Genomic DNA, 26833 nt, shown 5'->3' with positions numbered 1-26833 from the left:
GCGGGGCTGAGGATCGGACAAGGTCTTGCTGAGATGCGCGTCCGGAGCATGGAACTGTCGGGCGAGCGGGGCAGACTGGAGCCGTGCGAGTACTGGTGGTGGACGACGACGCGGCTGTCCGCGAGTCGCTGGAGCGGTCGCTGAGGTTCGAGGGCTACGAGGTGCGCACGGCGCCCGACGGGGTCGCCGCGCTGGAGGTGGTGGCGCGCGACCAGCCGGACATCGTCGTGCTCGACGTGATGATGCCGAGGATGGACGGCCTGGAGACCTGCCGCCGTCTGCGGGCGCGCGGTGACGACGTCCCCGTCCTCATGCTGACTGCCCGTGACGGGCTGGCCGACCGGGTCAGCGGCCTCGACGTGGGCGCCGACGACTACCTGGTGAAGCCCTTCGCGTTGGAGGAGCTGTTCGCCCGGCTGCGGGCGCTGATCCGGCGGTCCACCCTCGTGACACGGGCCAGCGTGGGCCACGGCCCCGCGCAGGGCGCCGAGCCGGGCCAGGGCGTCCCCCCCGCGCTGTCGTACGCGGGGGTGGCGCTCGACCCGGCGAGCCGCCAGGTCCTGCGGGAGGGCCGGGAGCTGACGCTGACCAAGACCGAGTTCGAGCTGCTCGAGCTGTTCCTGACCCATCCGCGCCAGGTCCTCTCCCGATCGATGATCATGGAGAAAGTCTGGGGCTACGACTTCGGACCCTCCTCGAACTCCCTGGAGGTGTTCGTGAGCTACCTGCGGCGCAAGCTCGAGGCCGGCGGGGAGCCACGGCTGCTGCACACGGTGCGCGGGGTGGGTTACGTCCTGCGTGAACCCGCCGCCGACCGGGTGTGAGCCCGCTGCCGCTGTCAGGGCCGACGATGCCGACGAAACCGGCCAGGTCGAAGAGGCGGGCAAGGCGGGCAAGGCCGACAACGCCGACGAGGTCGGTGTGACCGGGCCGGAGCAGCCGGCGGACACGCTGGTCGAGGGCCGGCGGGTGGGGGGTCCGTCGTCCCGGCCGGCGGCGTCGCGCTGGCCCAGCCGGCTCCCGCGGCTGACGCTGCGGGCCCGGATGGCGCTGCTCGCCGGGGTGGCCGTAGCCGCCGCGGTCGCCGTCGTGGTCAGCGTCGCCCTCGGCGTCACCCGGATCGTGCTGAACCAGGCGATCGACGACCAGCTCCTGGAGCAGGCCAAGGCGTCGGCCGGCAACCTGCAGGCGAGCCAGATCAGCGTCCGGGCCCTGAACTTCGGCATGGAGCTGCAGTTCCTCGACGGCGACGGAGTGCCCCTGGAGAGCGCCTTCCCGTCGCTGGAGACCTTCGCGATCCCCGTCGACGCGGCCGACGCCGAGGTCGCGCGGGGCCTGCGTGGCAAGAACCTGCGCACCGTCACGGTCGAGGGCCAGCGGTACCGGGTGGCCACCGTCCCGCTGCGCTATCCGCCGCCACTCACCGGCACCGGGGCCCTGCAGCTGGCCCGGTCCACCTCCGACGTGGATCGCACGCTGCGCGATCTCGGGCTGGTGCTGTTCATCGTCGGGCTGGTCGGCGTGGTCGGCTCGGTGATCGCCGGCCGCCTCGTCGCCCGCGCCTCGCTGAAACCGGTGGACGCCGCGGCGGCCGCGGCGGAGGAGGTGGCACGTACCCAGGACCTCTCCGCCCTGATCCCGGTCACCGGCTCGGACGAGATCGCCCGGCTGGCTACCAGCCTCAACAGCATGCTGCGGGCGCTGGAGGCATCCCGGCTGCGGCAGCGCCAGCTCGTCGACGACGCCGCCCACGAGCTGCGCACGCCGCTGACCAGCCTGCGCACCAACATCGAGCTCCTGATGCGGGCGGAGACGACTCCGAACCGGGCGCTGCCCGCGGCGGACCGCGACGCGCTGCTGCGCGACGTCGACGCCCAGATGCGCGAGCTGACCGCGCTGGTCAACGAGCTGATCGAGCTGGCCCGCGACGAGGTGCCCACGGAGGAGATCGAGCGGCTCGACCTCGCCCAGGTCGTGCGGGCCGCCGCGGACCGGGCCCGGCGCCGGGCGAACACCAAGGGCATCCGGATCGAGGTGAGCGTCGAGCCGTCCCTGGTGGACGGGCGGCCGAGCCTGCTGGAGCGGGCGGTGACCAACCTGCTGGACAACGCGGTGAAGTTCAGCCCGCCGTCCTCGACCGTGCGTGTGGTCAGCCGGGCCGGCGAGGTCACCGTCGCCGACGAGGGCCCGGGCATCGCGCCGGCCGACCGGGCCCGCGTCTTCGAGCGCTTCTACCGGGCCACGGCGGCGCGCAGCCTGCCCGGCTCCGGCCTCGGCCTGGCGATCGTCGCGGACGCCGCGGCGATGCACGGCGGGACGGCCGAGGCCGCCGAGTCGCCGTCCGGCGGCGCGCTGCTGCGGATGACATTGCCCTGCGTGGCGGCCTGGGAGCGGGGGGTTCCCTGGGACGGCGACGATCCCGTCGGGTACGGCGGGTTCGTCTCCGACGGCGGGACCGCCGGCGCGAACGGCTCCCTTTCGGCAGGCGGCCCTCCTCCGATGGGCGGCCCTCTGCCCACGGGCGGCTTCGCTCCGGCGGGCGGAGCCGCGCCCGTGGGCGTCTCCCCGACGCGCTCCGGGCCCGCGGCTGCGGACGCGGACTCGCCGTGGCGGCGGCCGGCCGGCGGCTCCGCGGCGGCCGCCGAAGCGGAGCAGGCGGTGGCCGAGAGAGCGGAGAAGGCAGAACAGACGGCAGAGCGGGCGGCTGGGCGGAAGGCGGGCGGGGCAGGCGCGGGCGGTCCGGCCACGGCGCCCGGCGTTGGCGCGGAGCGGCCCGGGGGGCGTCCGACGGTCCGCCCGGGGCAGCGGGCAGGATCAGGTCCGTGACATCCGCGACCGAGCGCCCCGACCAGCCCGCCGCGCCCCCCGCTGCTACCGCGGCGCCTACCGCTGCGGCGCCGTCCACCGCCGCATCGTCCACCGCCGGGCCGTCAGCCGGCGGCGCGGTCGGAGCCGGTGGGCAGCCGGGTCCGGCGTCTGTCTGGTCCGGGCTCGGTGACCTCGCGGCCCTCGCCGCCGAGTTCGGGGTGGCCACGTCCTACGACGGGCAGGACGGCACGCCGGTCACGGTGCAGCCGACGGCCGTCCGGGCGGCGCTGGGCCTGCTCGGCGTCGACCCGTCGGACCCGGCCGTCGCGCTCGCCGGGGCACGCGAGGCGCGTCGGCGGCGCCCGCTGCCCCCGTGCGCGGTCGTCCGGGCGCAGGCCCCCGCGCCGGTCGCCGTGCATGTGCCGGATGCCGCCGCGGACGCCGTCACCGCCGAGGCCGTGCTGGCCGGAGGGGAGAGCGTGCCGCTGTCGGTCGGGCTGCGCGGCACCGTCGGGGAGGTCGACGGCCGTGCCGTCCGCGTGGGCACGGTGGACCTGCCGTCCGGCCTGCCGCTCGGGGATCACCGCCTGCGGCTGAGCTTCGGCGGGAGCACCGCCGAGTGCCCGCTGATCGTCGTCCCGGAGCGCGTGCCCGACTTCGCGGACGCCCCGAGCCCGGCCGAGGCCACCGGGCGGGCCTGGGGCTGGATGATCCAACTGTACGCGCTCACCTCCGCGGGATCGTGGGGGATGGGCGACTACGCCGACCTCGCCACCCTCGCCGAGTGGTCCGCGCGTGACGGCGCCGACGTTCTGCTGGTGAACCCGCTGCACGCGGTGGCGCCGACCTTTCCGGTCGAGCCGTCGCCGTACTCGCCGGCGAGTCGCCGCTTCGTCTCACCGCTCTACCTGCGGCCCGAGCTGACCCCGGAGTACCGGCACGCCTCCGAGACGGTGCGGGCGGAGGTCGACCGGCTGGCGGGAGTCGCCCGCCGGGAGGGGACCAGGGACGGCCTGATCGACCGGGACGCGGTGTGGCGGGCCAAGCTCGCCGCCGTCGAGCTGCTGTTCACCTCGTCCGGCGGCGGGACGGGCGACGGGCCGGCCGGTGGGCAGGAGGCCGACGGCGCGCTGCGCGACTTCGCGCTCTGGTGCGCGCTCGCCGAGCGGCACGGCCGGGACTGGCGCACCTGGCCGGAGGACCTGCGCGATCCCGCCGGGCCGGCGGTCGACGCCGCGCGCGCCGGGCTGGCGGACGACTCCGCGCGCGCCGAACTAGCGGAACGCGTCGCGTTCCACGTCTGGCTGCAGCGGCGGTGCGACGACCAGCTCGGCGCGGCGCAGGCCGCGGCCAGGGCGGCCGGGATGCGGGTCGGCGTCGTTCACGATCTGGCCGTCGGGGTCGATCCGGGCGGCGCGGACGCCTGGGCGATGCGCGGCGTGCTGGCCACCGGTGCCTCCGTCGGCGCCCCGCCGGACGGCTTCAACCAGCAGGGCCAGGACTGGGGCCTACCGCCGTGGCGGCCCGACGTCCTCGCGGAGAGCGGGTATGCCCCGTTCCGGGCAATGGTCGCCGCGGTGCTGTCCCGGGGCGGCGGGCTACGGGTGGATCACATTCTCGGGCTGTTCCGCCTGTGGTGGGTCCCGGACGGTGCCGGTGCTGCCGGCGGCACCTTCGTCCGCTACGACGCCGAGGCGCTGCTGGGGCTGCTCGCCCTCGAGGCGCACCGGGCCGGCGCCCTGGTCGTCGGTGAGGATCTCGGCACCGTCGAACCGTCGGTGGCCGAGGCGCTCGACGGCGCTGGCATCTTCGGCTCCTCGGTGCTGTGGTTCGAGCAGGCGGCGGACGGCTCCCCGCTCCCGCCGGGCGAGTACCGGGCCCGGACCATGGCCAGCGTGACCACGCACGACCTGCCGACCGCCGCCGGCTTCCTCGAGGGCGAGCACGTGCGCGTGCGTGCGCGGCTCGGCCTGCTCGCCCGCACCGACGAGCAGGAACGCGCCGCCTGGCTCGCCGAACGCGCCGGACTGCTGCGGCTGCTCGCCGACGAGGGCCTGGTGAGCCCGCCGGCGGGGGTCGTGGCGGCGGAGGAGGAGGATCGCCTCGATCCGGAGCTGCGTGCGGCGGCCGCGCTCGGCCTGCACGTCCTGCTTGCCCGGTCACGCGCGCGGATCGTGCTGGTCGCCCCCGGCGACGCGTTCGGCGACGTCCGCCAGCCGAACCTGCCCGGGACGGTCGACAGCTATCCGAACTGGCGGCTACCGGTCGTCGACGATGCCGGGGAACGCGTCACCGTCGAACGGCTGATCACCGATCCCCGGTCGCGTCGGATGGTCGAGGCACTCGGGGCGATCACCGCCGATCGGGCGGGAGCCACCACCACCCGGCGCCCCTGAAGCGCTGTGGCACGCGTCGCCGGGACGCAACCGTGCTCGTCGGCGGTGTGGGCGAGCTAGCTCGCACCCCTGGGCACGGATCGTGCCGGCCGTTCCCGGTACCCTTCCGGACGTGATTCCACGTCGTCCGCGCCGTACGTCTCGGCGGTCCGCCGCGGCCGGCGATCTGCCCCCGACCTCCAGGTCGGGTCGGCGGGTCGCCGCGCGCCGCGTTCTGACCGTCGCTGCGTTGTCCCTGTTCACGGTGCCCTTCCTCGCGGTGTCGGCCTCCGCGCAGGATGTGGGGACTCCCTACGACCCCGACCCGCTGTCGGCTGTCCATGCCTGGGCGCTCTACGGTGGAACGGTCATCGGCGGCTTCCTGCTGGCGTTCCTCCTCACCGCGGTGACGAGCCGACTGAGCCGCCCGTCGCGCTACCGTCCGGGCCAGCCTTGGGAGCACGACGAGATCTGGATCGGCGCGAAGCCGGAGGACATCGAGGCGAAGCGTTCGCGGGCCGCCGTACCGGGTGCGGGTGGTGCCAGTGGCACCTGGTGAGGCATTCACCCACGAGCAGACCGAGCGGATCGAACGTGCTCGGCAGTCCGCGCAGACCCAGACCGGCATCCGCTTCACTGTCCGCGTCGGTGCGCTGGACGGCGATCTGAAGCTCGCCGCCGAGCGGCTGCTGGGCGGCCTGGCCGATCCCCGCAACGACGAGGCGGTGCTCGTCGCCGTCTCCCCGGGGCAGCGGTTCGTCCGCGTTGTGACCACGCCGGCCGCGAAGAAGCGCATCAGCGACTCGGCCGCCGGTCTGGCGGCCCTGGCCATGACGTCCAGCTTCGCTCTCGGTGACCTGGTGGGCGGTGTGATCACCGGGCTGCGTCAGCTCTCCGACGCCGCCGGCGCGCCCGCCGCGCCGACCGGGTCCCGCCGCTGATCTCGACGGTTCCCGCCGCTGACACCGGCCGCCGCGCCGGGCGCAGAGAGCCCGGCGCGGCGGACCGTCAGCCCGCGACCGGCCCCGCGGTGTCCTTCGCCCGCGCGGCGAGTGCCCGCACGAGCCCGTCCCGGCCCTCCATCAGTGCCCGGCGCAGCGCGGGCACCGGGTCCCGCTCCGCCAGGTAGGCGTCGGTCAGATCCACCGTCGACTGCTCGATGACCCCGGACGGGAACAACATCTGGGTGATCGTCTGAGCGGTGTCGAACGAGCGGGTCTCCCAGATCCCGCCGATCTCGGCGAAGAACCGGTCGACGTACGGCCGGGTCAGCTCGAGCTGGTCGGAGATCCAGAAACCGTTCATCGTGGCGACCGCCAGGTGGTTCGACAGGGCGTCCGAGTCCATGACCGCCGACCAGGCGTCCGCCTTGGCCTGCGCCGTCGGGCGGGCGCTGCGCGCGGTGGCGGCGCGCTTCTCCCCGGTGGCGGTGTTGTCCCGGGCGAGCTCCGCGTCGATCTCGGCGTCGCCGTAGACCCCGCGCGCGACGAGCTGGATGAGCAGGGTCCAGCGCAGCTCGGTGTCCAGGGCGAGCCCCTGCACCACGTCGGTGCCCTCGAAGATCGCCTTGACCCGGGCGATCTGCCCGGGCTCCTCGGTCTGGGCGAAGGCGGTCGCGAAGACGAGTTGCAGGTCGCCGCCGGGCTCGGCGGAGCGCATGAGCTCCTCGGCCCGGGTGGTCAGCTCGCGCAGCGCCGCCGGGCGGTTCGCCGGGTCGCCGTAGCTGTCGACGGTGAGCGCCGCCTTGGCGACCAGCGACTGCACCACGCCGATGTCGTCCTCGGCGTCGATGCCGGACAGCACGAGCCGGACGTAGTCGCGGGCCGCGAGCTCCGCGTCGCGGGTCATGTCCCAGGCCGCCGCCCAGCACAGCGTGCGCGGCAGCGAGGCCGAGATCGTCCCGATCGAGTCGATCAGGGTCCGCAGCGACCGCTCGTCCAGCCGGACCTTGGCGTAGGTGAGGTCGTCGTCGTTGAGCACGATCAGGTCGGGCTGGCGGACCCCGACGAGCTTCGCGACCTCGGTGATCTCCCCGACGACGTCCAGCTCGACCCGCTCGCGGCGGACGAGCGCGCCCGTGGTGTCCCGGTCGTAGAGGCCGATCGCGATCCGGTGCGGGCGCAGCGTCCGCGACGCGGTCGCGGGGGCGCTCGCCGGCTCCTGGACGACGTCGAACGAGGTGAACAGGCCCGACGAGTCGGTGAGGAACCGCGGCCGCAGCGTGTTCGCCCCGGTGGTCTCCAGCCAGTCGGCCGACCACGGGCTCAGATCCCGCCCGCTGGCCTTCTCCAGCTCGACGAGCAGGTCCTTCAGCGAGGTGTTGCCGTACTCGTACTTGCGGAAGTAGCTGCGCAGGCCGGCGAGGAACTCCTCCTGGCCCACCCACGCGACGAGCTGCTTGAGGACGGAGGCGCCCTTGGCGTAGGTGATGCCGTCGAAGTTCGTGCGCACCGCGTCCATGTCGGGGGCGTCGGCGACGATCGGGTGCGTCGAGGAGAGCTGGTCCTGGCGGTACGCCCAGCCCTTCTCCGCGTTGGCGAAGGTCGTCCAGCCGTTGGTGAAGCGGGTGGACGTCACCTGCGCCAGCACGGACATGTAGGTGGCGAAGGACTCGTTGAGCCACAGGTCGTCCCACCAGCGCATGGTCACGAGGTCGCCGAACCACATGTGCGCCATCTCGTGCAGGATCGTCTCGGCCCGCCGCTCGCGGCGCGCCTCGGTGACCTTCGCCCGGAAGACGTACTCCTCGAGGAAGGTGACGCAGCCGGCGTTCTCCATCGCGCCCGCGTTGAACTCCGGCACGAACAGCTGGTCGTACTTCCCGAACGGGTACCGGTAGTCGAAGACCCGGTGGTAGAAGTCGAAACCCTGTTTGGTGATCTCCAGGATCTCGCCCGGGTCGAGGAACTCGGCGAGCGAGCGGCGGCAGTACACCCCGAGGTCGATGCCGTCGTGGTGGTCGCGCACCTCGTGGTACGGCCCGGCGACCAGCGCGGTGATGTAGGTCGACATCACCGGGGTCGGGGCGAAGGCGGTCCGCGTCGCGCCGTCGGGAGCGGCCGTGGTGCCGGTGACCACGCTGTTGGAGATGATCCGCCAGTCGGCGGGCGCCGTCACCGCGAGGGTGAAGGCGGCCTTGAGATCCGGCTGGTCGAAGCAGGTGTACATGCGGTGCGCGTCGTACGTCTCGAACTGCGTGTAGAGGTACACGGCGCTGTCGACGGGGTCGACGAAGCGGTGCAGGCCCTCGCCGGTACGGGAGTAGGCGCACTCGGCCACGACCCGGAGCTCGTTCGTCGCGGCCAGGTCGGGCAGAGCGATCCGCCCGCCGTCGAAGACCACCGCCGGGTCCAGCGACCGGCCGTTGAGGACGACCTCGCGCACCGCCGGGGCGGCCAGCTCGACGAAGGTCGACGCGCCGGGCTCGGCGCAGGTGAACGACGCGGTGGTGCTGGACAGGAAGGTCTCGTCGCCGACCGTGAGGTCGAGCTCGACGTCGTAGGACGAGACGGCCAGCAGGCGGGCGCGCTCGCGCGCCTCGTCGCGGGTGAGGTTGTGAGGCACCCGGATCCTTTCGCAGAAACGTCGCGGAGTCGGCGAGGACGCGCGGCCACTGGGCATGCGGCCCACTGGGCCGGCGAACCACTGGACGTGCGCGCCGCGTCGCGGTCGCACGCGGCCATGACGTTGACCTCGGTGACCAGTCTCCCACGCCCGGACGCGGGGCCGGCGACGTCCGGACCGCACGCCGACCCGCCCGCTTCCGGCCCGGCGGGGGCCGCCGGGCCCGTCCTGTCCTGGCACCTCCGGCCTGGTCCGGCCACAGGATCGCGTTGTTCGGACGTGTGCTGAGTGCGTTGTTCTCACCCTTGGTGGAAGCTTGCGCCGACCATCGGGTTGGATGTCCCGAAGGACGGAACCTTCAGACACCGGACGTAGGGGGTAGCGGTGCGGCGGGTGGCGGGACTGGGCCGGGTCCCGGTTCGGCGGCGTGGCCCGAGGAGGGCGGCCGCGGACGCCGCGGCCGACTCCGGGGCCGCCGGCTCCGCCACACCAGGCTCCGCGGGCCCGGCGGGCCCGGCGAGCCCGGCCACACCAGGCTCCGCGGGTTCCGCCGGCGGCCCGGGTCCCGACGGCCGGCCCGCTCCGGCCGGCCCGCGCCAGCGCATCCCACGCCGGCTGCGCCTCGCCCGCTCGGGGGCCGGTGCCGGCCCGCCCGAGCAGGAGCCACGCCGGTCCGGTCCGGCCGGAGCGGCCGGAGCGGGCAGCACCGCCGCTGGCGCCACGCAGGGCTCGACGGCGCGCCGTGCCGAGCAGCACGTGCCGGTGTCCCTCCGCGTCGCCTCCGCGTGGTCCTGGCGTCTGCTCATCATCGGGACGGCCGTCTACGTGCTGGCCATGATCGTGGGACGGGTGCGGATCGTCGTGATCCCGGTCATCGCCGGCCTGCTCATCGCGGCTCTCATCCACCCGATCGCGTACCGGTTCCAGCGGATGGGCGTGCCCAGGCTCGGCGCGGCGTTCGCGGCCCTGCTGATCTTCCTGTTGCTCGTCGTCGGGGCCGGCGTCGCGGTGGGCTTCAACGCCGCCAACGAGATCCCCGCGGTGGCCGACCAGGTCAGCGAGGGCGTGGACCAGGTCCGGGACTACCTGACGGACGGCCCGTTCCACCTTTCCCAGGGCCAGATCGACAACCTGGTCGACGACATCCGCAGCAGCCTCACGAGCAACCGCGGCCGGGTGGTCTCCGGCGTGCTGTCGACGGCGTCGGTCGCCGCGGAGGTGCTGACCAGCATTCTGGTCGCACTGTTCTCGACCTTCTTCTTCCTCTACGACGGCGAGCGGATCTGGAGCTGGATCGTCACCCGGTTCCCCAGCGGGGCCGAGGACCGGGTCCGCGGCGCGGGTCGGGAGGCCTGGCTCACCCTCACCGGTTACATCCGGGGCACGGTGTTCGTCGCCGCGGTGGACGCGGTCGGCATCACAATCGGGTTGGTCGCCGTCGGCGCCCCGCTCGTCGCGCCGCTGGCGCTGCTGACGTTCTTCGGCGGCTTCATCCCGATCGTCGGCGCGACCGTCGCCGGCATCGCCGCCGTGCTGGTCGCGCTCGTGTCGAACGGCGTGCCCGACGCGCTGATCATCCTGGGTGTCGTGATCGCGGTGCAGCAGGTCGAGGGCCACCTGCTGCAGCCGTTGGTGATGCGTCGGGCGGTCCGGCTGCATCCGCTGGCCATCGTCATCGCGCTGTCCGCGGGTGGCGTGCTCGCCGGGATCCCGGGGGCGATCGCGGCGGTGCCCTTCGTCGCGGTGGTCAACCGGGTGGCGACATACCTGGCCTCGGCCGGGAAGGATCCGCAGCCCGCGGATGGTTGACGTGGGAACGAGGCCCGATGGCCCTTCCGGGCCATCGGGCCGGACCCCGTCCTGTTCCGCGCGCCACCTTTGGAGCTGCCATGTCAGCCGACGTCGCCGTCTCGGTAGATCCTGTCGCCGACGGGCCCGCCGCACCCGCCGACCGGGCCGGATCCGTGGATGCCGCCGGCACCGCGGTGGGCAACGTCGAGGCACTGCCCACCCCCGAGCCGGCGGTCGTCGACGCGGACTTCTGGTTCGACCCGCTGTGCCCCTGGGCGTGGCTGACCTCGCGCTGGATGCTGGAGGTCGAGAAGGTCCGCCCGGTCCGGACCCGGTGGCACGTCATGAGCCTGGCGGTCCTCAACGACGGCCGGGACATGCCCGAGCAGTACCAGGAGCTGATGAAGCAGGCGTGGGGGCCGGTGCGCATCTGCATCGCCGCCGCCGCGACCGCGGGGGAGGAGATCCTCCTCCCGCTCTACACGGCGCTGGGCCGCCGCCGTCACCTGGAGAAGGCCGAGCTGACGGAGGAGACCTTCGTCGCCGCGCTGGAGGAGGTGGGCCTCGACCCGGCGCTGGCGGCGGCCGCGCACTCCACGGAGTGGGACGAGCGGCTGCGGGCCAGCCACTCCGACGGCATCGGCCGGGTCGGCATGGACGTCGGGACGCCCGTCATCGCGATCGGGGACAACGCGTTCTTCGGCCCGGTGATCACTCCGACCCCGCGCGGCGAGGCCGCCGGTCGGCTGTGGGACGGCGTCCTCCTGGTCTCGGAGACACCTGGCTTCTACGAGCTCAAGCGCAGCCGCGAACAGGGTCCGATCTTCGACTGATCCGCGAGGGGTTGGTCACCCCCGCGCGGCGGTGCGCGGTGACCGGGCATGATGGCGCATCATGCGCGTCCATCTGGGTTCTGATCACGCCGGGTTCCACCTGAAGAAGGCTCTCGTCGCGCGCCTCGCGGAGCTCGGCCACGCCCCCGTCGACCACGGGCCTGTCGAGTACGACCCCGACGACGACTACCCGCCGTTCGTCATGGCCGCCGCGGCCGCCGCCGCGGCGGAGCCCGACAGCCTGGGGATCGTGATCGGCGGCTCGGGGAACGGCGAGGTCATCGCCGCCAACAAGGTTGACGGGGTGCGTGCGGCCCTGGTCTGGAGCGAACAGACGGCGACCCTCGCCCGCCAGCACAACGACGCCAACGTGATCAGCGTGGGCGCCCGCATGCACTCGCTGCCCGAGGCGGTGGAGCTGGTCGAGATCTTCCTCGCGACGCCGTTCAGCGGAGAGCAGCGTCACCTCCGCCGACTGCGGATGATCTCCGCCTACGAGCGTTCCGGGGAGATCCCCGAGCCGTCCCCCTCCTCGCCGGCGTCCTGAGCGCCGTTCGGCCCGCGGCGGGCCCCACCGGCCCGCCGCGGCCGTCCGGCGCGCCCTCGGCCCGCTGACGGGTCCGACGGGCCTGACGGGCTCGACGGGCCGGGGCTGTCGGCGGAGCGCGTGGCGGCGCGGCCTGCCGCCGGATCCGTGGCGCCGCCGGGCCCCGCCGGCGCGGGGTGGGCGTGGCGCAGCACGACCGCCTGCTCCGCCCAGGCCAGGTCCGCCTCGGTGGGGCGGGAGACGTCCCGCGCGCGCATCGCGGCGCTGAGGCTCAGCCGGGAGCGCCCGGCGCCCACCAGGCCGCGCAGCATCGCGTCGGCGCGGTGTTGGTCGTCACGTGGCATGCCGCCTCCCGTCAGGTCCGCGCGCGGTGGCCGGCGGCCGCGGTACGTCGGGCGCGTGCGGGCCGCCGGAAAGGCCTCGAACCGTATGGTGCCCGCGTGCGTGCGCGGATGCGCGGATCCCCGTGCCGTACGGCCGGCGGAACGCACGATGGTGGTATTCCGCGGACGTAGTGACCACCCGCATCTCCGGTGCCGGCGCCCCGTGGCCAGGGGGCTGTTCCCATTGGGAAATCTCCTGGTGGCCCCATGTTCGCGGGGTGGTCGAGAACCGGGTCGTACCGGGCCCCGGGGCGGCGGATGGCCCCGTCGCGGGGTGCCGCCGGGGCCACCCGCCGGACATCCCCGCCGTGGTTCGTGCGACCGTCGACACCGACGTCGCCGTCAGGTCCCGAAGTTTCGTGCTGTTTCCGGGTCCAGGTACACATGTGACGATCCGGGGCTTCTCGGGAGGTAGATGTGAACGATGAGTAGCACCTTGGTGTCGTTGCGTACAATGTTCCCGGTGTTGCCGCTGACCATGAAGAACCCCGTCTGCCCAGCGGCGTCGATCTTCAGGCCATTCCGTATGCTGAGCGCCGATCTGCGGCGATCGTTGCGCGGGTATGACCGGTAAGCGAGCGGATCTGTCGCCCTCTGGCGTACAGACGTCGCTAAGACGGGAGGAAGTTGACAGAGCACGCAACTCCCCCGAAACTCGGCGATTCAGACTGGTCGCCACGGACAGACTCCATCCGGTGAGGGTCCGGTCATCGCTCCTGTCGTCACAGCCGAGGGGTGAGTAATGGACCTTGTGCCCGTGAGCGTGGTCATTCCCGCTTACAACGAGGCACTTCGTCTTCCGGCGTCCCTGCCGCGGCTGCTGGCTGTCGTGGGCAAGATCCCCAGGGCTGAGGTGATCGTCGTCGACGACGGCAGCACCGATGGCACCGCCGGGGTCGCAGAGGACCTGCTCGAGGGCTTTCCGAACCACCGTGTGGTACGCCTGCCGTGGAACTGCGGAAAGGGCACCGCGGTAAGGGCGGGCGTGTCGGCCGCGCATGGCCGGTCGATCGTCTTCATGGACGCCGACGGGGCCTCCGACGTGAACGACCTGCCGTTGCTGCTCGCCGCGCTCGAGCACGCCGAGGTGGCGCTGGGTTCGCGGCGAATCGGCGACGGAGCCACCCGGACAAGCGGCCGCAGGGCCGGTAGCTGGGCTTTCAACCAGATTACGCGTTCACTCGCGGCGCTGGACGTCGCTGACACGCAGTGTGGCTTCAAGGCGTTTCGGCACGCGGAAGCCAAGATTCTTTTCAGTCTCGCGCGCTCCACCGGCTTCGGATTCGACGTCGAGGTGCTCTCGATCGCGCGCTCGGTGGGCTATCGCATCGCCGAGGTACCCGTGCGCTGGGAGGAGACGCCCGGCGGCACCTTCCGGATTACCCGGCACACCCCCGCGATGCTCGTCGACGTCGTCCGGGCCCGCCGCTATCTCAGCCGGGTCGGGCTCCCGCCGGTCAGCCGTCGCCAGCGGCTGGGCGAGCTCGGCGTCGTGGACGCGTCCGAGCTGCTCGGCCGGCCGGCCACGCCGCGCGGTGCGGGGGAACCGCAGGGTGCCCCGCCCGGCCAGCTGCCAGTGCCCGCGACCCCCACCCGGCCCGGCACACCGGCCCGGCCGACGGCTCGTACCCGGCCCGGCACACCGGCCCGGCCGACGGCTCGTACCCGGCCCGGCACACCGGCCCGGCCGGTGCCTGTCGCCCGGCCCACGACCGCCGCCGCTCCGGCCCGGCCCACGGCCGTTCCCGCGCTGCCCGCGGCTGCTCCGGCCCGGCCCACGGCCGTTCCCGCGCTGCCCCCCGCGGTGCCCCGCCCCATGCCGCGTCCCGCTCCCGCGGTTCCAGCCGTGAGCGTGGCGCACGGGACCGGGCGGTTCACCCCGTCGCCCTCCCGCGGTGAGATACCCGGTCCTGCGCCCGCACCGTGACCAGCGGAGCCTGCCCGGGCCCGGTCGCGCCGCCGCGGGAACCGGCCGCCGCCCGGGCGTCACCGGCTCCCGCCGGCCGCACCGGTCCCCAGCCCTGTCGGTGCGAGGTTGTATGAAGGTCGGGCCAATCCCGACTACCGCCTGGAGCCTCCCATCTCCTCCTCGCCGGCCGGACACGCCGTCCGCCCGGGTCCGACCGACCCGGCCGCCGATCACACGTCCGCGGGAGCCCCTGCCCGCGGCCTCCGCGGGGCGGGCCGGTCACGGTCCGACCGCCCCCGCGCGGCGCCCGGCCGGGCCTCCCGCCGGCCGCTGCTGGCGATGTTCGCCGGCTTCGTCCTGCTGTTCCTCCTCCAGGCACCGGGGAAGCTGACAGCCGACACCAAGCTCGACGTCCCGCTCGAGCCGTGGCGGTTCATGTCGGCGGCCACGCACCTGTGGAACTCGACGTCCGACTTCGGCTTCCTGCCGAACCAGTACGCCGGCTACCTGTTCCCGATGGGCCCCTTCTTCGGGCTGGGGAACCTGCTCGGCGTGCCGCCGTGGATCACCCAGCGGCTGTGGATGGCGGTGCTGCTCACCACCGCCGCCTGGGGCACGGTCCGCCTCGCCGAGGCGCTCGGGATCGGTCGGCCGAGCGCCCGGTTCCTGGCCGGCCTGAGCTACGCCCTGTCGCCCATGTTCCTCGGCAAGGTCGGCGCGACGTCCGTCGCGATGGTCGGGGCGGCGATGCTGCCCTGGATCACCCTGCCGCTGATCCTCGCGCTGCGCCCCGACGGCGCCGGCGGGGCGGACACGGGCCACCGTGACGACACCGGGGAGCGGGCCCGGGAGTTGGCCGCCGCGCGTCTGTCGCCGCGGCGCGCCGCGGCCCTGTCGGGGCTGGCGGTGCTGTGCACCGGTGGCATCAACGCGACCGTCACGCTGTGTGTGCTGCTCTGCCCGGCCGTCGTCCTGGTGTTCGCGGGCGCGACACGGCGGGCCTGGGCACTGCGGGCATGGTGGTGTGTGTGCGTGGTGCTGGCGTGCGCCTGGTGGATGCTCGCGCTGGCCGTCCAGGGCCGCTACGGGCTGAACTTCCTCCCCTTCACCGAGACCGCCGACACCACGACGGGAACCACCTCGGTCGGCGAGACGCTGCGCGGCGCCGCGGACTGGATGGCCTACCTCTCGCTGCCGACCCCCTGGCTGCCGGCGGCCCAGGAGTACGTGAGCACCCCGCTGGCGGTCGTCGCCTCGGCGGTGGTGTCCGCCTTCGGTCTCGCCGGCCTGGTCCGCCGGGATCTCCCAGCCCGCCGCTTCCTGCTCGTCACGCTCGCCGTCGGGGTGGTGGCGGTGGCGGCGGCCTACCCGGGCCAGCCGGGCAGCCCGCTCGCGGACGGCGTCCGCTCGCTGCTGACCGAGCCGTTCGGGTTCCTGCGCAATGTCTACAAGTTCCAGCCGGTCGTCCGGCTGCCGCTGGCGCTGGGCCTCGCGCACCTGCTCGGCGTGGCCCTCTCGTGGCGTCCCGGCGCGGTCCGGGCCGGCGCCGCCGGCCCGCCTGAGGACGCCGGGCCCGCGGGCAGGGCACGGCGCGGCGCGGAGGGCGCCGGCGATGATCGGCGCAGGCTCGTCCCGGTGCTGGCCATCCTGGTGACGGTCGGGACGCTGGTCGCCGGGATGGCACCGATGCTGCGTGGCCAGGGCCTGCAGCCCCGCCCCTTCACGAAGGTGCCGGACTACTGGGCCCAGGCGGCCGACTGGCTCGCGGACCATCCCGAGGGCGGGCGGGCCCTTGTCCTGCCGGGCGCCCCGTTCGGCGAGTACCAGTGGGGCCGCCCCCTCGACGAGCCGCTGCAGTGGCTCGCCCGCACCCCCTGGGGGGTGCGCAACATCATCCCGCTGGGCGGTGTCGGGACGACCCGCCTGATGGACGGCATCGAACACATGATGGCCACCGGCTCCACCCCCGGGCTCGGGGTGACGCTGGCCCGCGCGGGGGTCGGCCAGGTGCTCGTGCGTAACGACATCGAGCAGAAGGACTGGGACATCCCGCCGTCGACGGACCAGCTACACCGCTCGCTGGAGAGCTCGGGCCTGGTCCGGGCGGCGTCCTTCGGGCCCGAGGTCCAGGCCCGCACCACCGCCAAGGCCCGGCTCGTCGAATCCCTGAGCGAGTCCGCCGAGAAGGTCCCGGCGATCGAGATCTGGACGGTGCCCGGGGGAGCCAGCATGGTCCAGGCCTACCCGGTCGACACCGGGGTCGTCGTCTCCGGCGGCCCCGAGGCCACCGTGCAGCTCGCCGGCCAGGGGCTGCTCAGCGCCGATCGAGCCGTGGTGCTGGCCGGGGACCTCGCCGAGCCGGACCGCCCCGCCGGCGGCACGGCGGCCGGCGCGGCCGGCGCGGCCGACGACACCGCGATCACGCGGGCGCCCATCGCCGATCCTCCGCCGGCGTCCCAGGTCGTCACGCCCACGACGGCCTGGGCCGTCACCGACACCAACACCCGCCGTGACTACACCTTCGGCATCGTGCACGACTCGGCGTCCTACCTGCTCGGCCCGGACGAGACCGTCGCCGGCCGGCCCGGCGCGCCGAGCCAGTGGGTCGACCGGCCGGTGGTCGGTCACCAGACCGTCGCCGGCTACGCCGACGGGATGTCCGTGCAGGCCTCCTCCTACGGCTACGACCTGCTCGCGGCTCCTGACTTCGCGCCGTCCGCGGCCGTCGACGGGCAGACCTCGACCTCCTGGACGGCGCGGCGCCGTCAGGGCGCGACCTCCCAGGGACAGTGGATCCAGCTCGACGTCGGCCGCGAGATGTCCGTGCCCTACATCGACATCCGGCTGCTGCAGGAGGGCGGCTGGCGCCCGGAGGTCGAGGCGCTGCGGGTGACCACCGAGCGTGGGTCGGCGGTCACCCGGGTCTCGCCGATCGAGGACATCCAGCGGCTGGCGGTGCCCCCGGGGATGAGCCGCTGGTACAGGATCACCTTCGACAAGGTCAGCCGGGAGACCGACCCCGTCCTCGGGGCCGGCCTGCGCGAGATCGAGATCCCCGGCGTGCGGTTCCAGCGGTACGCCCAGGCCCCGGCCGACATGGTCGACGAGTTCCAGGCACCGGACGAGGGGCTGGTCGCCTACTCCTTCGAGCGGACCAGGGTCGACCCGCTCCAGCCCTTCGGCGGATCCGAGGAGATCACGCTCTCCCGGCGGTTCGAGGTGCCCCGCCGCCTCACCTTCACCCTCACCGGCACCGCGAGCGCCCTCCCGCCGCCGGCCGGCGCCGAAGTCGACTCCTCCGACGATCCGCTGGTCATCCCATGTGGCCAGGGGCCGGCCCTGACGATCGACGGAGTCCGCCACGACATCCAGGTCGAGGGCAAATACAGCGACCTCGCCACCGCGCGGCCGTTCCGCATCAGCCTGTGCTCGGAGGGCCACCAGATCACCCTGGACCCGGGTCAGCACCTGATCACCGTCGACCTCGGCCAGTCGACGATGCTCGTCGACTCGCTCAGCCTGGTCGGCACCACCGCCGCGACCAGCACGGAGAAGCCACGGACGACCCGGATCGGGGAGTGGGGCGCCGAGCGGCGGACGATCGAGATCGGCGCCGGCGCCAGGTCCTTCGTGTCGGTGCGGGAGAACGCGAACGCGTCCTGGACGGCGACCCTGGACGGGAAGCCGCTCACCGCGGTCCGGCTCGACGGCTGGGCGCAGGGCTGGATCGTGCCGGCGGGGGCCGCCGGCACGGTCGTGATCGAGAACCTTCCCGGCCAGGAGTACCGGCGCAACCTGCTCATCGGGCTCGCCCTGGTCGTTCTCCTGATCGTCCTGGCGGCCGTCCCGGGCCGGCACCGGCTCCGGCGCCGCTCCGACCCCGACGGGTACCCGCTGGGCCTCGAGCCGGGGCGCGTCCCGCTGGTCGGGCTGCTCACCCGCGTTCCGGGCGCCTGGGCGGGGATGGCGCTGGCGACAGCCGCGGTGTTCCTGGTAGCGGGCTGGCTGGCGCTCGCGGTACCGGTCCTGGTCCTCGTCGGTCGGCGGTTCCCGGTGATGCTCGGCGTGCTGGCGGTGGCTGGCATGGTCGGCTCCGGCATCGCCGTCGCGGTCAGCCCCGACAGCATTCCGTTCTCGGGCGAGGGCGCGTTCGGCTGGCAGGCCCAGACCCTCGGATCGCTGGCGTTCGCCGCGACGGTCGCCGCACTCGCGCTGCGCCGTGCCGAGCCGGCCCGGCCCGCATCACCCGGACCGACCTCGGACGGCTCAGCCGGCCATGTCCCGTAGCCGTACGCCGCCGCCGCCGCCGGCGGCGCTGGCGCTGGCGCGGTTCGGGCCGGCGTGCGTGGCGGCGAGGAGCAGGTCCTCGCCGGTGGCCGCGCGGGGCCGCTGCGCCGGCCGCAGCCCGCGACGGGCCAGCGCGGTGCGGGCCCCGGTGCTGTCGGCCCCGTAGAACAGCGCGACGAACCGGCGCCCCGGGCCCGGCAGCCCCGGCTCCGGGCCGGCCGCACCGGATTCCGGGGCGATCTCGAAGACCAGATCGGTCCGGCGCAGCACGGGAACCTCCGCACCCGGCGCCAGATCGAACTCGACCCAGGTCGCCTGGTCGTCGCGGCGCCGCCGGTCCCGCGGCGGGCGGGCGGCGAGTGGGCGTGCCGGCGCGTGCCGGGCCGGAGGCTCGCCCGGGCCCCCGGCCGAGCGGCCGCCCGCGCCGGCCCCGGCGAGCCGGTCGAGCTCGGAGCCGATGACGGCGGCCAGCAGATCGGCGCTGGTGTCCCAGCTGAAGCCGCCGGCCCACGCCCGCGCGGCCGCGCGGATCTCCCCGGCCCGCGCCGGGTCGGCGAGCAGGGTCAACGCGCGGTCGACCGCGTCGGCGAGCTGCCCGGGCTCGTCCACCAGCCAGCCGGTCACCCCGTCGCGGACGGAGTCGCGCAGTCCCGGAACCCGGAACGCGACCGCCGGTACCCCCATCCCGTTCGCCTCGAGTACCGACAGGCCCCATCCTTCGCCGTGGGAGGGGTTCACCGTCAGCCAGGCCGACGCCAGAACGGCGTCGCGGACCTCGGGAGCCGCGAATCCGTGCCAGCGCACGGTCGCGTCCGACGAGCCGTCGCCCTGTGTGAGCATCAACCGGGCGGCGATGTCGGCGAGGCGGCGGCGGTCCGGCCCGTCGCCGACGAGGTGCAGGCTGAGGCCCGGGTGCCGCCCGACCAGCACGGGCAGCGCCTCGATCAGCAGGTGCAGGCGCTTGTGCGGGACGAGCCGGCCCACACACACGATCGTGGGCGCCGCCGCCCTCGCCCCGATGGCGCCCTCGGTACCGAACGGGCCGTCCGTCCCGCCCGCGCCGCCGGAGGCGACGGCATCGCCGCCGGCGTCACCATCACCGTCGGCGATGGTGACGCCGTTCGGGACGAGGAACCGGGCCCCGGGCAGCGCCAGCACCCCACGGGCCTCGTCCCTGGTGGACGGCGAGACCACGGCCACCGGCCGGCGGCCGTAGACCCACCGGCTGCCCGGGGTCTCGAGCAGCTGGCCGATCCGCGCCACCGGCCGCGGGAAGTACAGCGGGAACTGCTTCTGGTGGACGTGGTGCAGCACCTGCACCACCGGAATCCGGCTCGGCAGCACGAGCGGGCTGAAGAACGGGATGCCGTTCTGGCAGTCGACGACGGCGTCGACCCGCTCCCCGGAGCGGACCATCCGCGCCAGCCGGGCGAGCACCGACGGGTACACCCCGAAGGTGCCCCCGCCGCGGCGCACGGCGACCCCGCCGTCCGTGGTCGAGGCGGCGGCGGCGCCCGGCGGGCGGGAGGTGAGCAGGGTGACGCGGACGCCGGCAGCGGCGAACCGCTCCGCGACCGAGTGGCAGAACAGCTCCGCCCCGCCGGCCTGCGGATGGGCGTTGTCGCGCCAGTTGAGGAAGACCAGGTGACGCCCGGTGAGGGCGTGAACGGGCCGGGGCGCGGCTGTGGTCACCGGATGTCTCCCATCGCTGGAGGTCTCGCGGCGCAAACCTACTGGCCGGCCGCCCCCCACCTTCGGGGGGCGCTACGGGACCGCCGCCCGCGACGGCCCGTTGTGTGTGGTCGTACGATTACCGGCAATTCCGCCCGCCAGCCGGTGGCCCGCCTCGACCGGCGCGGAGTACCAACCGGCGCGGAGTACCAGCCAGCGCGGAGCACCGACCGCGGCAGGAACGCACGGACCCAGGAACACGGACCCAGGAAGAGGCAGATGGCGACGCGCTCCCGGGCGATGATCGCCGGGATGTTGGCCGGCCCGGCGGCGCTGGCGGTCGCGGGTGTCCTCGTGAACGGTCTCAACCTGTTCATGAACCTGGTGCTCGCGCGGGTGCTCGACCCGGCCCGGTACGGCGCGGTGGTCGTCCAGGTCAGCATTTTCATGATCCTCTCGGTGGTCGGCAACGCGCTGCTCATCGCCGTCGTGCAGCGGGAGACCGCCGATGACGGCGACAGCCGGCGCGCCCAGCGGGCCTGGATCAGGCGCCTGCGTGGTGTCTGTGGCATCGGTGTGGTCGCCGCATCGGCCGCCGCCGTGCTGCTGTGCCGGCCGGCCGCGGCCCTGCTCTCCTACGCCCACCCGCTGGCCGTCGCCGAGGCCGTGATCGGCGCGGCGGTGTGGACGTTGCTGTGCGTCGAGCGCGGGGTGCTCCAGGCCCGGGGGGCCTATCCGCGCCTGGCGGTCAACTTCGTGGTCGAGGCGGCGCTGCGGATCGGGCTGATCGTCGCCTTCGTCGGCGCGGGCCTGGGGGTCAACGGCGCGGGGCTCGGGCTGGTGCTGGGCATCGCGCTCGGCGCCGAGCACGCCCGGCTGGGGGTCGCGAAGGTCCCGCGCCCGGCGAGGGCCGCGAAGCCCCACGCGGCGGCACCACCCTCCACCGGAGCACCGGACAGCCGAGTGACGTTCACCGGGCCGGTCCGTTCCGGTGGTGCGCCGGCCCTCGGTGAGCAGGCCCCGGGCCCCGACGGGGCCCCGGACACGGCTGTGTCCGGGCCTCGCCCGCTGACCGCCACCGGCCCGCTGCTCATCCCCGGGCCGACGCGGTCCGGCCGCAGCGGGCTGTTGGCCGACACCTGGGTCGCGCTCGGCGCGCTCGTCCCGCTCGCGCTGCTGCAGAACATGGACGTCGTGATCGTCGGCTGGCTGGACCACGACGGGGCCGGCGCCTACGCGGCGATCTCGACGGCGTGCAAGATCCCGGTGTTCATCGGCCTGGCGGTGGCGAACTTCCTGCTGCCCGAGGCGGCGCGCAGGCGGGCCGCCGGGCACGGCACGGCCCCGGTGCTGGCGGTGGCGCTCGCGTTCGTCGTCACCCCGGGTCTGCTGCTCGCCGCCCTCGGTTCGGTGGCCGCCAGGCCGCTGCTGTCGATGGTCTTCGGACCCGACCTCGCAGGCGCGGCCTTCTCACTGTCCGTGCTCGCGCTCGGCATGACCTGCCTGGCCGTGACGCTGATGTTCACCACCTACCTGCTCGGCGCGGCCCAGCGGCAGGTCGTCGCGGTCCTGACGGTGTGTGCCGTCGTCACGGCGGCGGCGCTGGGCCTCGCCGGCGGGGACCCGATGCGGACCTCGCTGGCCGGGCTCGCCTGCCATGCCATGACGGCGCTGGTCCTCGGGGCCCTGGTACACCGCCTGCACCGCGCCGACGCGCGGGCCGCCACGGCGCCGGCCGCCGCCACCGGCGAGGCGGGTACGGTCCCTCCGGGTCAGCATCCTCCCGGCGGGGAGGCACAGCCCGTCGGCGTCTGGTGACACCTGACAGCGCACCGCTCGCCGCACCGCTCGCCGCGTCGCCGGCAGCCAGCGCCCACCCGTGCCGGGCGTCCGTGCCCGGCGAACGTTCCCACCAAGGCCCGAAGCAGCCCGCCGGACGGCGGGCCGGAGGCCCATCGCGACCCGCCCTCCGGCGGGCCGTCCGAACGGAGTATCCGTGGCCCTGACCAGTTCCCTCGCCGAGCGCATCCCCGACAAGGTCTTCGCCTCGGCCATCGCTTACGCCCACCGCCGCTTCGAGCCGATCCTGAGCCAGGTCCGCATGTTCGTCGACCCGCACCAGACCGCGGTCGACGTGGGTGCCTGGTACGGCCCGTGGACGTACTGGCTGTCCAGGGTGGCCCGGTCGGTGGTGACCGTCGAGGCCAACCCGGAGCTGGCCGACTTCGTGGCCAGGACGGCGCCGTCCAACGTGACCGTGGTGCCGAAGGCGGCGTCGGACACGGCCGGGACGGCACGGTTGTGGCTGCCCCCGGGCGGCCGGGGCACCGAGGGGCGTGCCTCGCTGCTGCGTCCGACCGGCCGTGACGCGGCCGGGGCCTCCGCCGCCGAGGGCCGGGCCGTCGACGTGGAGACGATCCGGCTGGACTCGCTCGACCTGCGGGACGTCGGCCTGATCAAGGTTGACGTCGAGGGGCACGAGCTGGCCGTCCTGCGCGGCGCCGAGGGCCTGGTGCGCCGGTTCCGGCCGGTGCTGGTCGTCGAGGTGGAGGACGCGCGGTCGCCGGCCGCCGACACCCTCGACCTGCTGGCGAGCTGGGGCTACGAGGGCACCTTCCACCTCGACGGGGTGTGGCACCGGCTCGAGGGTTTCGACCTGGTCGGTCACCAGCGCGGGATGGAGGCCGTCGCCCAGCACGGGTACCTGCGCGCCGTCGCCGAGGGCACCGGGGACAGCTACGTCAACACGATCGTCTTCCGTCCCAGGGCCGCCCGCATCTGATGCCGGACCCGACCGACGCGGCCGACCGGACCGACGCGGCCGAGCTCGACCCGGACGCCACCAACGATCTCGGGAGGCCCCGCTCCGGCCGGCCGGGCGCTCCCGCTCCGGCGTTCACCCGCCGGCGGCTGATCGCCGGCGTGGCCGGCCTCGGCGCGCTGTCCGCCGCCGGGGCGGCCGCGTGGCGCCTGCTCGACGACGGCTCCGGCCCGCCGTCGTGGCTGCCGTCGCCGCACGCGTCCACGCCGGTGGGCGGGGCCACCGCGGCTCCGTCCCTGCCCCCCGGCTCGCTCAAGGAGATCCCCGAGGACCTGCTGACGATCTTCGGCGCGCCGGGCACGTTCGGTGATCTCGGCTCCGCGTCCAGGATCGACGTCGTCGACGTGCCTGGCTGGGGATTCGGCCCCGGGCAGGCCGGGTTCATGTCGGCGGTCGCGGCGGACGGAACGGTCTTCATCGGCACGACGCCGTTCACCGACGACCAGTCGAAGCTCACCGGGACCGGCATGGAGCTCGGCCTGTTCGAGCCGGAGGGGCGCCGTTTCACCCGCCTGGTCATCCCGTCCTCCACCGGCAGGGAGGCGCAGCCGCGCGCCGACCCCGCCTTCGCCGGCATCGGCGGCGGCGACGTCTCGGACGTCATCGTGGTGCCCGCGCCGGCAGGGGAGGAGGGCGAGCGGGCCGTCTTCACCTCGCTGATGCCCTACTACAACTGGGACGTGCGGACCTACGGCCAGCTGCCGGCCTTCGGGCAACTGCGCCGCGGCGGCCCGGGCGGCGCGTGGCGCTACGACCCGGGGCTGTCGCGCACCGCCGACGCCCTGGCGGGCACCCTCGAGCCGCACATCGCCGCCACCGCCTTCCCCGTCGTCTACCAGGGGCAGCCGCGTTCGCCGCGCGGCCCCGCGTCCATCGCCAGGCTCCCGCGCAGCGGGCACCTGGTCGTCGCCCAGTACCTCGGTACCGGCTACGGCGGGACGGAGAACGGCGCGCTCATGGTCCTCGACCTCGACGGCCGCGTCCGCGCGTACTGGCAGTACCCGCAGGTCCGGCCGCTGGGCGTACAGGTGGTGGTCAACCCGCGGGAGGTCGTCGCCGACCCGACCAGCGAGGCCGACGACGAGCGCTTCGTCCTGATCAGCGACTGCCGGGGCGCCGACTACGTCACGCATCCGTTCCCGATCCAGGAGTTCTCGTACCAGGCGTCGACCGGCCGGATCATCCCGCGCAGCACCGCGGTGCGCGCCGTGCAGGACGGCTCGCGGATGGAGACCGCGGGCTTCGGCGCGGACGGCACCCTCTACGTGGCCCGGACGAAGGCCGACGGGCTGCGCGCCGACCGCCTCGCGGTCTACCCGAAGCTCGGGCGCGAGCGGGGCCTGGTCACCCGGACTCCGGCCACCGGCAACTGGCCGGTCGCGACCTGGGGCCAGGACAACCGGCCGGACTTCCTCGTCGCCAACACCGACCGCGGCGGGCTGGTGCGCAGCCTGACCGTCGACCCGACGACCGGGACGGTGCTCCTCGCCGGCCTGGACGGTTTAGTGACGGCGGTGCGCCCGGCGGGCCGGGGCAGCCGGATGACCTTCCGGACCCTGGACCCGGTGGACGTCGGCCTGGACCACCTGCGCGGGCCGGCGACCCGGTACGTCGGGATCCGGCGGGGGGCGGTGGACGCGCGGCGCCGCGTGCTGTGGCTGCCGGTGAACCAGATGGTGCTCGACGGCATCCGCTGGCCCTACCCGCCGTTCAAGCTGGACCAGTGGCTGCTGCGGGTGAACCTGGACGTGCTGCTCCGCGAGTGAGCGCCGGCCCGCGCGCCGGGCGGTTCCGGTGCGGTCGGACGGGCGGGCCGGCGCGCGGGCCGGCGCCCTGGTCGTCAGGCGGTGACGTCCCGGCGGCGGAACAGCACCGCCGTGACCGCCGCGGCCAGCCCGCAGAACACCAGCACCCGCACGCCCGCGGCGGAGTACGCGGTCGTGTACCCGTTGCCGCCGACGGCCACGATCTCCATCAGGTGCGCCGGCAGCCACCCGCCGGCCGGGGCGTAGATCCGGGACACCAGCATCTCGACCGGCAGGGCGTAGGCGACCCCGACCGCGATCGCCGCGGCGGGGGAGCGCAGCACCACGGCCGCGAGCGCCCCGACGGCGGCGTAGCCGAGGGTGCCGAACGCCACGTTGGCCAGGCCCTTCCCGAACTCGGCCAGCCCGGGAAGGGACAGCCACGCGTCGGTCGGGATGTTGTTCAACGGCGCCAGGGCGAACGACAGCCCCACCGTGACCAGCGCGGACACGGTGACCACGAGCACGAGGAAGACCACCAGCGCCAGCACCTTGCCGGCCAGCAGCCGCAACCGGTGCGGCTGCGCGACGAGCTGGTTGCGCAGCGTCCCATGGGAGTACTCGCCGGCGATCGCCGAGGCGGTGACGGACAGCGCCACCACACCCAGCAGGATCGTCACCGCCTCCAGGCCCTCGATGACCCCGGACGGCGCGGCGAGCATCGCGACCGACACCGGATCGCCGTCGAAGTCGGTGCGGCCCGCCGAGAAGATCGTCAGCGCCGTGCCCAGCGCGGCGACGGCCGCGACGGCGACGAGAGTGCCGACCAGGAACCGCCGGCGCAGCAGCGGTACCCACTCGGAGCGGAAAGCGTCGATCATGTGGCACCACCTCGCATCGTCAGGTCACCGTCGACGTCCCCCGTCGCCTTGAGGAAGGTCTCCTCCAGGTTCGGCCGGTGCGTCCGGATCGACCGCAGGGTGATCCCGGCCCGCATGGCCAGCCGGTTGATGTCCGGCGCCAGCCCTTCGGGCGCGTGCGCGACGACCACCGGGTGCCGTTCGACCATCGCCGGCATGGGCCGTGACCCGCCGGCCATCTCGATCTCTATGCGCAGCCCGGCCGCGCCCAGCACCCCGGCGAGCCGGACGGCGTCGTCATCGCGCTCGGGCACCATCAGGATGCGCGGGTCCTCGGCCGCCAGGAGTTCGGCCACATGCCCCTGGAACAGCATCCGGCCGTTCCTGATCATCACCAGGTGGTCGCAGATCTGCTCCACCTCCGAGAGCAGGTGGCTGGACACGAAGACCGTCATCCCCGTGCCGGCGAGATCCCGCAGCAACGTGCGGATCTCCCGGATGCCGGCCGGGTCCAACCCGTTCGTCGGCTCGTCCAGGATCAGCAGGTCCGGGTTCGGTAGCAGCGCCGCCGCGATACCGAGCCGCTGCTTCATCCCCAGGGAATAGGTGCTGAACCTGTCGTCGGCCCGGGTGGAGAGGCCGACCTGGTCGAGTACCTCCGCCACCCGATCGCGCCGGCCCCGCCGGCCGGGGCCGGCCGCTCCCGCACCAACCGCTCCGTGCCTGCTGGCTCCGCCCGCCCGGTGGGATCGGCCGAGTCCGCGCAGCAGGGCGAGCTGGTCGAGATTGCGCCGACCGGACAGGCCCGGATGGAACGTCGGCCCTTCGATCATCGCCCCGGTCCGGTCGAGGTACTGATCGGGCGCGCTCACCGGCTCGCCGAGGACGTAGGCCTGGCCCTCGGTCGGGCGGACCAGGCCCAGCAGCATCCGCAGCGTCGTCGACTTGCCGGCGCCGTTCGGTCCGACGAAGCCGGAGAGGGCGCCGACGGGAACGCGGAGGTCCAGGTGATCCACGACGCGGCGTTCGCCGTACCGCTTGGACAGGCCGCGGGTCCAGACCGCGGTGTCGGACGGCACCGGCCGCGAGCCACGGTGCCGGCCGCGGGCGGGCGCGGTCGACGTCGCCCCGCCCCGCCGCCTGGTGTCGGACGGGACGGTCGACGTCGCCCCGCCCCGCCCGGTGTCGGACGGGGCGGCCTGGCGACGCGCCGGCTCGGCGGGCGTGCTCGCCGTCATC

General features: G+C 74.5%; 18 protein-coding genes. 13 read left to right on the top strand and 5 right to left on the bottom strand.

Annotated features, from left to right (window positions below; genetic code table 11):
- Positions 1-83: 83 nt before the first annotated feature.
- The 5 genes from AC559T_RS19515 to AC559T_RS19495 all read left to right on the top strand — a co-directional run bounded on the left by AC559T_RS19515 (position 84) and on the right by AC559T_RS19495 (position 6124).
- Complete coding sequence (locus tag AC559T_RS19515; protein ID WP_071061445.1) at positions 84-824, top strand: response regulator transcription factor; 741 nt, start codon at positions 84-86, stop codon at positions 822-824.
- Positions 799-2826 carry a sensor histidine kinase gene (locus tag AC559T_RS19510; RefSeq protein ID WP_498869661.1) on the top strand — a complete coding sequence of 676 codons (2028 nt, stop codon included), beginning with the start codon at positions 799-801 and terminating at the stop codon, positions 2824-2826. Before AC559T_RS19515 ends, AC559T_RS19510 begins: the two co-directional genes overlap by 26 nt.
- A complete protein-coding gene (locus tag AC559T_RS19505; RefSeq protein ID WP_498869660.1) occupies positions 2823-5204 on the top strand; it encodes a 4-alpha-glucanotransferase in 2382 nt (793 codons plus the stop codon). Before AC559T_RS19510 ends, AC559T_RS19505 begins: the two co-directional genes overlap by 4 nt.
- Positions 5205-5433: 229 nt before the next feature.
- Positions 5434-5742, top strand: coding sequence for a hypothetical protein (locus AC559T_RS19500; protein ID WP_235014288.1), 309 nt, complete (start codon positions 5434-5436; stop codon positions 5740-5742).
- Entirely contained in the window at positions 5729-6124 is a 396-nt protein-coding gene (locus AC559T_RS19495) for a DUF5130 family protein (protein ID WP_498869659.1), read from the top strand. The genes AC559T_RS19500 and AC559T_RS19495 overlap by 14 nt, the downstream gene beginning before the upstream one ends.
- Before the next feature lie 67 nt (positions 6125-6191).
- On the opposite strand, the gene pepN is transcribed toward AC559T_RS19495, so the two are convergent.
- A complete protein-coding gene (gene pepN / locus AC559T_RS19490; protein WP_112107644.1) occupies positions 6192-8747 on the bottom strand; it encodes an aminopeptidase N in 2556 nt (851 codons plus the stop codon).
- Positions 8748-9140: 393 nt separating this feature from the next.
- Here pepN and AC559T_RS19485 point away from each other — a divergent pair, with 393 nt between their 5' ends.
- The 3 genes from AC559T_RS19485 (at position 9141) to AC559T_RS19475 (ending at position 11918) form a co-directional block, all read left to right on the top strand.
- Positions 9141-10556, top strand: a complete 1416-nt coding sequence (locus AC559T_RS19485) for an AI-2E family transporter (RefSeq protein ID WP_498869658.1) — start codon at positions 9141-9143, stop codon at positions 10554-10556.
- Between the two features lie 80 nt (positions 10557-10636).
- Positions 10637-11371, top strand: a complete 735-nt coding sequence (locus AC559T_RS19480) for a mycothiol-dependent nitroreductase Rv2466c family protein (protein WP_083390851.1) — start codon at positions 10637-10639, stop codon at positions 11369-11371.
- 61 nt (positions 11372-11432) lie between these two features.
- Positions 11433-11918: a ribose-5-phosphate isomerase gene (locus AC559T_RS19475; RefSeq protein WP_020462770.1), complete on the top strand. Its 486-nt coding sequence runs from the start codon at positions 11433-11435 to the stop codon at positions 11916-11918.
- On the opposite strand, the gene AC559T_RS19470 is transcribed toward AC559T_RS19475, so the two are convergent.
- Entirely contained in the window at positions 11864-12262 is a 399-nt protein-coding gene (locus AC559T_RS19470) for a hypothetical protein (protein WP_498869657.1), read from the bottom strand. The two genes, AC559T_RS19475 and AC559T_RS19470, sit on opposite strands and share 55 nt — an antisense overlap.
- Positions 12263-13058: 796 nt before the next feature.
- On the opposite strand from AC559T_RS19470, the gene AC559T_RS19465 reads away from it, so the two are divergent.
- Positions 13059-14228, top strand: coding sequence for a dolichyl-phosphate beta-glucosyltransferase (locus tag AC559T_RS19465; RefSeq protein ID WP_498869656.1), 1170 nt, complete (start codon positions 13059-13061; stop codon positions 14226-14228).
- A 321-nt stretch (positions 14229-14549) separates the two neighbouring features.
- Entirely contained in the window at positions 14550-18497 is a 3948-nt protein-coding gene (locus tag AC559T_RS19460) for an alpha-(1->3)-arabinofuranosyltransferase (RefSeq protein WP_498869655.1), read from the top strand.
- Here AC559T_RS19460 and AC559T_RS19455 read toward each other — a convergent pair.
- Complete coding sequence (locus AC559T_RS19455) at positions 18477-20189, bottom strand: glycosyltransferase family 4 protein (RefSeq protein ID WP_498869654.1); 1713 nt, start codon at positions 20187-20189, stop codon at positions 18477-18479. The genes AC559T_RS19460 and AC559T_RS19455 overlap by 21 nt on opposite strands.
- Before the next feature lie 258 nt (positions 20190-20447).
- Between AC559T_RS19455 and AC559T_RS19450 the strand changes: the two genes are divergently transcribed.
- The 3 genes from AC559T_RS19450 (at position 20448) to AC559T_RS19440 (ending at position 24755) form a co-directional block, all read left to right on the top strand.
- Complete coding sequence (locus AC559T_RS19450; RefSeq protein ID WP_498869653.1) at positions 20448-21986, top strand: lipopolysaccharide biosynthesis protein; 1539 nt, start codon at positions 20448-20450, stop codon at positions 21984-21986.
- Between the two features lie 178 nt (positions 21987-22164).
- The gene (locus AC559T_RS19445) at positions 22165-22950 is read left to right on the top strand and encodes an FkbM family methyltransferase (RefSeq protein WP_020462765.1); all 786 of its coding nucleotides are present in this window, start codon (positions 22165-22167) and stop codon (positions 22948-22950) included.
- Positions 22950-24755 (top strand): hypothetical protein, encoded by a 1806-nt coding sequence (locus AC559T_RS19440; RefSeq protein WP_498869652.1) that lies wholly within the window; start codon positions 22950-22952, stop codon positions 24753-24755. The genes AC559T_RS19445 and AC559T_RS19440 overlap by 1 nt, the downstream gene beginning before the upstream one ends.
- Before the next feature lie 74 nt (positions 24756-24829).
- On the opposite strand, the gene AC559T_RS19435 is transcribed toward AC559T_RS19440, so the two are convergent.
- Together AC559T_RS19435 and AC559T_RS19430 are read right to left on the bottom strand one after the other, a co-directional pair.
- Positions 24830-25615, bottom strand: a complete 786-nt coding sequence (locus tag AC559T_RS19435; protein WP_071061467.1) for an ABC transporter permease subunit — start codon at positions 25613-25615, stop codon at positions 24830-24832.
- Positions 25612-26832, bottom strand: a complete 1221-nt coding sequence (locus AC559T_RS19430) for an ABC transporter ATP-binding protein (protein ID WP_112105815.1) — start codon at positions 26830-26832, stop codon at positions 25612-25614. The genes AC559T_RS19435 and AC559T_RS19430 overlap by 4 nt, the downstream gene beginning before the upstream one ends.
- Between the last annotated feature and the right edge of the window lies 1 nt (position 26833).

The sequence above is a fragment of the Frankia sp. Hr75.2 genome, assembly GCF_949319125.1.
In the GTDB taxonomy this organism is placed as follows: Bacteria; Actinomycetota; Actinomycetes; order Frankiales; family Frankiaceae; genus Parafrankia; species Parafrankia soli.
Note: the sequence above shows the minus strand (reverse complement) of the source record. Positions and strands in the feature narration are given on the sequence as shown.